The organism is Microbacterium oleivorans, from assembly GCF_023715745.1.
In the GTDB taxonomy this organism is placed as follows: Bacteria; Actinomycetota; Actinomycetes; order Actinomycetales; family Microbacteriaceae; genus Microbacterium; species Microbacterium oleivorans_D.
Genome location: NZ_JAMBOV010000025.1, coordinates 1 through 412 on the forward strand (window position 1 = coordinate 1; position 412 = coordinate 412).

The 412-nt window shown below is 69.2% G+C and carries 1 protein-coding gene; it reads left to right on the plus strand.

Annotated elements, in window-relative coordinates; translation table 11 throughout:
- Positions 1-412 (plus strand): ACP S-malonyltransferase (locus M3190_RS15265; protein ID WP_251583599.1); only part of this gene is annotated, 412 nt, incomplete at both ends.

Below are 412 nucleotides of genomic sequence, written 5' to 3' on the forward strand. Positions count from 1 at the left end.
CTCCAGGAAGCATCCGATGCACTCAATCAGGATCTCGGCAAGCTGATCGCCGAAGGCCCGGCCGAAGAACTGAACCTGACCACCAACACGCAGCCCGTGATGCTGACCGCGGCGTACGCGTGCTACCGCGCGTGGCAGCAGGCAGGCGGCCCGGCGCCGTCGATCGTCGCCGGCCACAGCCTCGGTGAATACACGGCGCTCGTCGCGGCCGGCGCACTTGCGTTCAAGGATGCGGTGCCGCTCGTGCGCTTTCGTGCACAGGCGATGCAGACGGCCGTGCCGGTCGGCCAGGGCGGCATGGCCGCGATCCTGGGCCTCGACGACGACACGGTGCGCGCGGTATGCGCGGAAGCCGCGGAGGCGGGCGTCGTCGAAGCGGTGAACTTCAATGCTCCGGCGCAGGTCGTGATCG